Origin of the sequence: Tardiphaga sp. (assembly GCF_044340795.1) — a bacterium.
Taxonomy (GTDB): Bacteria; Pseudomonadota; Alphaproteobacteria; order Rhizobiales; family Xanthobacteraceae; genus Tardiphaga.
The window spans coordinates 22,430-28,429 of record NZ_JBIISY010000064.1; the positions used below are offsets into that span (position 1 = coordinate 22,430).

The window sequence follows — 6,000 nt, forward strand, 5'->3', positions numbered from 1 at the left end:
CCTAGCGCGGCGCGGAGTCAAATCGGAGAGCCGCCGTAGGGCGGATTACGCTACGCTCATCCGCCCTACGGCCCGCTCAATTAAAGTATTCCGGCAGCGTGAAGCCGGCATAGAACTTGTCGTTGCGGATCGCGGTCTTGAAGGTGTCCGACTGATAGGCCGCCACGATGTCCTTGGCCCACTGCGCGTCGGCATTGCCACGACGGACGGCGACGACATTGGTATAGGGCTTTGTCATCTTCTCCAGCGCAAACGCTTCGGTCAGCTTCAATCCGCTATAGATGGCAAAATTGCCCTGCACGGCGGCGAAGTCGGCATCGCCGAGCGCGCGGGGGGCCTGGGCATTTTCCAGCGGCACGATCTTGATGCCTTTCGGGTTCTTGACGACGTCGAGTTCGGTAACATCGACGGGGTTGTTGTCCTTGATCTCGATCCAGCCGAGATCGCGGAGGATCCACAGCGCGCGCTGCAGGTTCACGGGATCATTGGGCACAACCACGGTGGCGCCGGCCTTCACGTCGTCGGCCTTCTTGTGCCTGGTCGAATAGAGCCCCATCGGCGGTGTCGGCACGGTGATGATGCCGGTGAGGTCGGTCTTCTGGCGCGCATTGTAGCTGTCGAGAAACACCGTGTGCTGCATCACATTGGCGTCGATGTCGTTCTTGAACACAGCGGTGTTGGCTTCGAGGCCCGTGGAGAATTCGTAGTATTTGACGGTGTAGCCCTTCTTCTTCAACTCGGGCTCCACGCCGGCCTTGAAGCCGTCGATGTAAGGGCCGGGCACGAAACCGACCTTGAGTTCGGTCTTGGCCGGCGACTGGGCAAGCGCCCCAGTCAACGGGGCAAGCGTGATGGCAGCGGCGGCGAGCGCCGAGAACAGCGACTTCATGATGCGAGCTTTCGGTGAGTGAGGATTACTTCGGCGACCAGATCGTGACGTCGGCGGCGTTGACCTTCACCGGGATCAGCTTCTCGGCGAAGAACGCGTCGGCGATGGTCTGTTGTTCGGACAGGCCGGCCTTGGTGACAGCGCCGACTTTGTAGGAGCGATGGCTGTTGGCTTCCTCGACAGTGGCGGCGTCGATGCCCCACAGGCCGGAGAGCAGTTTGGCGGCTTCCTTCGGGTCGGCCTTCGCCCATTTGCCGGTCTCGTCGAGCTTCCTGAAGATGACGTTCAGGACGTCGCCGCGCTTTGCGGCATAGGCGGCGGATGAGAGGTAGTAGCGCTTGTAGCTGGCGAGGCCATTGCTGCCGTCGGCAAGCACGCGCGCATTGCTCTGGCGCTGCGCACTGGTGAGGAACGGGTCCCATGCCACCCACGCATCGACATTGCCGCCGACGAAAGCGATGCGGCCATCGGCGGGCGGCAGATAGGCCGGCGTGATGTCCTTGAAGCCGAGGCCGGCCTTGCTGAGGGCAGAGAGCAGCAGGAAGTGGCTGCCGGCCCCCTTGGTCACGGCGACCTTCTTGCCCTTGAGGTCGGCGACGGTCTTCAGCGGCGATTCAGCGGGCACCACGATGGCCTGCGCGGCGGGCGAAGCGGCTTCCTCGGCGACGTAGGCGAGCTTGGCGCCGGCGGCCTGCGCGAACAGCGGCACGGTGTCGGCGACATCGGCGCCGAAATCGACATTGCCGGTATTGATGGCTTCGAGCAGCGGCAGGCCGCTGGTGAATTCATGCCACGAGATCTTGACGCCGAGCGGCGCCAACGCCTTCTCGAGTTCGCCATTGGTCTTCAGCACGGCAATCAGTGTCGATGACTTCTGATAGCCGATGCGCACGGTGTCCGCTGTCTGCGCGCAGGCGAAGGAGGTCAACAGCATGGTCGCGAGCGCGGCCAGTTGCATCGCGCGGGTGGGACGGCGCAGGGTGCGATTGAGGATGTGCGTGAGAATGATCGGAAGCATGGTGATGCCGCTTTGCAATTGATCGAATGGCGATGCGCAAAGGTGGGAGAGCCGTCGGTTCTAGTCAATGAAATGCCAAACTGTAGTTACGGGCGCGGCGCTACGCGCATTCTGCGAAAGCCAGAGCGCGGAGCCAAACCTTCTCCGGGCGCTGCACGGTCGCCCCTCGCGACGAAATAATTTTCTGCTCGCGGAGATGAAAGCTGCTCCCGATGCGGCGCGCCGGATCGCAAATCTTGCCGAGCACCGCTTACCTTTGAAAACACAATCTTCGCGATCACGCGTAGCGTTTCGTCATCACGTCGGCGCATCGGGCGCGGACACGGGCGGAGCAAGAAACCTCATGTCGAAGTCGAGACGCGTTGTCCTGGCCACCATTGCCGCGACGCTGCTGCTGTCGCAATTCACCAGCAAGGCGCCGGCCGCGGAACAGCCGAAGGAAATCCGCATCGGCTTCCAGAAGGCCGGCATTTTTCCGGCGGTGAAGCAGCGCCAGACGCTTGAGAAGGTGTTCAAGGAGAAGGGCGTCACTGTCCGCTGGGTCGAATTCCAGTTCGGGCCGCCGATCCTCGAAGCCATCAATACCGGGAATATCGATTTCGGCTATGCCGGCGATGCACCGCCGATCTTCGCGCAGGCGGCGCGCGCCAATCTCGTCTATATCGCGGCGATCCCGTCGCGTGGTTTCAATCAGGGCATCGTGGTGCCCGACAACTCGCCGATCAAGACGCTCGCCGATTTGAAAGGCAAGAAGGTCGGCTTCGGCAAGGGATCGAGCGCGCATAACACGATCGTCGCGGCACTCGAAAAGGTCGGGTTGACCTATGCCGACATCACGCCAGTCTATCTCAATCCAGCGGATGCGACGGCTGCTTTCGCCAGCGGCAATATCGATGCGTGGTCGATCTGGGATCCCTATCTCGCGCTGTCCGAAGGCAAGCAGGCGCGGGTGGTGGCGTTCTCGAAGGATGTGCAGGAGTCGATTTCGTTTTTCCTCGCCAACAAGGATTTTACAGCCAGGCATCCCGACACCGTGGCGCTGTTCAACAAGACATTTGCGGATGAGGGCAAATGGGCCGAGGCCAATCGCGCCGACGTCGCCGCCAAGCTGCAGGAGGCGACCGGTGTCGATCGGGCCGCGACCACGCGCGCGGTCGAGCGGTCGAACTACACGGTGGTGCCGATCAGCGACAAGATCATCACGACCCAGCAGGAAACGGCCGATCGCTTCCATAAGCTGGGGCTGATCCCGAAGCCGGTTCAGGTGAAGGACATTGTCTGGACCTGGACGCCGGGGTCCTGATCAACGGTTGCGGTTCCCGATGCTGGCGCACTGGAAAGTGCGTCGGATCGGGAATTTCATTCTCCAAACTGCCGATCTGCGGGTGAAAAATTCACTTTTTGTGCAGTGCGGTTGAATTGCGCCCGGAAATCAGTAGGTTGCCGCCACGGCGCCAGTGCCTCTCAGGCCGGCCCCGATCTTCACATCTGCACAGAAACGTCATCCTAATGAACGCTCCCGTGTCCAAGCCGACTGGAGTGCCCGTGCCAATTCTCGACCAGCAGGGGCCAGCCATCATCTCCTTCGATGGCGTCAGCAAGATTTTTCCGCCGCGGAAAGACTCCGCCGAGGTGAAGGCGGTCGACAATATCGACCTCGTCGTGCCGGAAGGCGCCATTGTCGGCGTGATCGGCAAGAGCGGCGCCGGCAAGTCCACGCTGATCCGTCTCATCAACGGGCTCGAACATCCGACCTCCGGCAAGGTCACCGTCGACGGCCTCGATATCGGATCGCTCGACGAGCGCAGCCTGCGTCAGGCGCGCCGCTCGATCGGCATGATCTTCCAGCATTTCAATCTGCTGTCGTCGCGCACGGCCTTCGACAATATCGCGCTGCCGCTGGAGATCGCCGGTACACCGCGGAAGGACATTAAGGGCATCGTCGAGCCGCTGCTCGAGATGGTGGGTCTCGCCGACAAGCGCGACCGCTATCCGGCCGAACTCTCCGGCGGTCAGAAGCAGCGCGTCGGCATCGCGCGTGCGCTCGCCACCAAGCCGAAGGTGCTGCTGTCGGACGAGGCGACCTCGGCGCTCGATCCCGAGACCACCGCGCAGATCATCGCGCTGCTGAAGCAGATCAATGCGGAGCTCAATCTCACCATTCTCTTCATCACGCATGAAATGTCCGTGGTGAAGAAGCTCGCGCAACGCGTGGCCGTGATGGAAGGCGGCCGGATCATCGAGCAGGGGACGACCTACGAGATCTTCTCGAAGCCGCAGCATGCGACCACCAAGCGCTTTGTCGGCGAAGTCACCGGCGGCAATGTGCCGGAATGGCTGCAGACAAAACTGCTGGCCGATTACGCGCCGGGCCGTCAGGCCGTCATCCGCATCGCCTTCACCGGCGCCGATGCGGACGAGCCCGTGCTGTCGCGGCTCACGCGTGCTTACGGCGTCGACTTCAACATCATGCATGGCCAGATCGAATATGTCGCCGATCATCCGTTCGGCACGCTGATCGCCTCCGTCGCGGCCGAGCCCGAGCTGCAGGCAAAACTGATCGCCGATCTGACCTCGACCCGCAACACCGTGGAGCATCTCGGCTATGTCGCCTGAACTCATCAACATGATCGCGTCGTCGACGCTGGACACGCTGGTGATGGTAGCGTTGGCCGGCATCTTCGGCACGCTGGCCGGCCTGCCGCTCGGCATCTTCCTGGCCACGAGCCGGGCAGGTGAACTGTTCCCGGCGCCGAACGTCAATCGCCTGATCGGCCTCGTGGTGAACGCCACGCGCTCGACGCCCTTCATCATTCTCGTCGTCGCCATCGTACCGCTGACGCGGCTCATCGCCGGCACTTCCATCGGCACCAGCGCCGCCGTGGTGCCGCTGACCATCGCGGCGACGCCGTTCATCGCCCGCGTCATCGAAGGCGCCATCCGCGAAGTCGATCAGGGCCTGGTCGAGGCCGCGCGCGCCTTTGGCGCCAGCCCCTTGCAGATCGTGTGGAAGGTGCTGTTGCCCGAAGCGATGCCCGCCGTGACGCTGGCGCTGACGCTCGCAACCGTCAGCCTGATCGGCTACTCCGCCATGGTCGGCGCCGTCGGTGGCGGCGGGCTCGGCGATCTTGGCATTCGCTATGGCTATCAGCGCTTCATGCCGGAAGTGATGGCGACGGTGGTCGCCGTGCTGATCTGTCTCGTGCAGGGCGTGCAGAGCCTTGGCGATTTCATCTCGCGTCGCCTCGACAAGCGCACGCGCAAATCCTGAGCACGCGCGTCCGCGCGCTGGTTCATTCGTTTCTTCACAATGGAAAACACCATGTCTATCCGTCGTCTACTTCTCTCGGCCGTTGCCCTTGCTGCCTTCACCTCTGCCGTATCGGCCGAGACCATCAAGGTCGGCGTCACGCCGGGCCCGCATGCGCAGGTGCTGGAAGCCGCCAAGGCCGTCGCCGCCAAGAAGGGCCTCGACATCCAGATCGTCGAATTCTCCGACTATGTGGTGCCGAATGCGGCGCTGGACTCCGGCGACCTGCAGGCCAATTCGTTCCAGCACCAGCCTTACCTCGACAACCAGGTGGCCGATCGCAAGTTCAAGCTGGTCTCGGTCGGCACCACCATCAATTTCCCGATGGGCATCTATTCGAAGAAGGTGAAGAGCTTTGACGAGGTGAAGTCCGGCGCGTCGCTGGCGATCCCGAACGATCCGACCAATGGCGGCCGCGTGCTGATCCTGTTGCGCGACAAGGGCATCATCAAGCTGAAGGATGGCGTAGGCTTCAAGCCGACGCTGCTCGACATCACCGAGAACCCGAAGAAGCTGAAGGTCGTCGAGGTCGATGCCGCCCAGCTGCCGCGCACGCTGCCGGATGTCGATGTTGCCGGTATCAACACCAACTATGCGTCGCAGGCCGGTCTCGATCCGGTGAAGGATGCGATCTTGCGCGAGGATCCGAAGGGGCCATATGCGAACATCATCGTGGTGCGCACCGCCGACAAGGACAAGCCCTGGGTGAAGACGCTGGTGGAGAGCTATCAGTCGCCGGAGGTGAAGGCGTTCATCGACGAGAAGTTCAAGGGCTCGGTGCTC

At 62.5% G+C, this 6,000-nt stretch carries 6 protein-coding genes; 4 read left to right on the forward strand and 2 right to left on the reverse strand.

Going from position 1 to position 6,000, the window contains the following annotated elements; all coding sequences use genetic code 11:
* Window positions 1-76 precede the first annotated feature (76 nt).
* Together ACIQ17_RS12950 and ACIQ17_RS12955 are read right to left on the reverse strand one after the other, a co-directional pair.
* Window positions 77-889, reverse strand: a complete 813-nt coding sequence (locus tag ACIQ17_RS12950; RefSeq protein WP_398469149.1) for a MetQ/NlpA family ABC transporter substrate-binding protein — start codon at window positions 887-889, stop codon at window positions 77-79.
* Between the two features lie 25 nt (window positions 890-914).
* Complete coding sequence (locus ACIQ17_RS12955; protein WP_398469159.1) at window positions 915-1,823, reverse strand: aliphatic sulfonate ABC transporter substrate-binding protein; 909 nt, start codon at window positions 1,821-1,823, stop codon at window positions 915-917.
* Window positions 1,824-2,250: 427 nt separating this feature from the next.
* Between ACIQ17_RS12955 and ACIQ17_RS12960 the strand changes: the two genes are divergently transcribed.
* The 4 genes from ACIQ17_RS12960 to ACIQ17_RS12975 form a co-directional block, all read left to right on the forward strand.
* Window positions 2,251-3,210: an aliphatic sulfonate ABC transporter substrate-binding protein gene (locus ACIQ17_RS12960; RefSeq protein WP_398469151.1), complete on the forward strand. Its 960-nt coding sequence runs from the start codon at window positions 2,251-2,253 to the stop codon at window positions 3,208-3,210.
* Window positions 3,211-3,416: 206 nt separating this feature from the next.
* Window positions 3,417-4,523, forward strand: coding sequence for a methionine ABC transporter ATP-binding protein (locus tag ACIQ17_RS12965; RefSeq protein ID WP_398469153.1), 1,107 nt, complete (start codon window positions 3,417-3,419; stop codon window positions 4,521-4,523).
* Complete coding sequence (locus ACIQ17_RS12970; RefSeq protein ID WP_398469155.1) at window positions 4,513-5,178, forward strand: methionine ABC transporter permease; 666 nt, start codon at window positions 4,513-4,515, stop codon at window positions 5,176-5,178. The genes ACIQ17_RS12965 and ACIQ17_RS12970 overlap by 11 nt, the downstream gene beginning before the upstream one ends.
* Window positions 5,179-5,229: 51 nt before the next feature.
* Window positions 5,230-6,000 (forward strand): MetQ/NlpA family ABC transporter substrate-binding protein (locus ACIQ17_RS12975; protein WP_398469157.1); only part of this gene is annotated, 771 nt, incomplete at its 3' end.

Bases quoted from the DNA above. Each gene is read 5' to 3' on its own strand.
- ACIQ17_RS12950 (WP_398469149.1), bottom strand. From the start codon at position 889: ATGAAGTCGCTGTTCTCGGCGCTCGCCGCCGCTGCCATCACGCTTGCC.
- ACIQ17_RS12955 (WP_398469159.1), bottom strand. From the start codon at position 1,823: ATGCTGTTGACCTCCTTCGCCTGCGCGCAGACAGCGGACACCGTGCGC.
- ACIQ17_RS12960 (WP_398469151.1), top strand. From the start codon at position 2,251: ATGTCGAAGTCGAGACGCGTTGTCCTGGCCACCATTGCCGCGACGCTG.
- ACIQ17_RS12965 (WP_398469153.1), top strand. From the start codon at position 3,417: ATGAACGCTCCCGTGTCCAAGCCGACTGGAGTGCCCGTGCCAATTCTC.
- ACIQ17_RS12970 (WP_398469155.1), top strand. From the start codon at position 4,513: ATGTCGCCTGAACTCATCAACATGATCGCGTCGTCGACGCTGGACACG.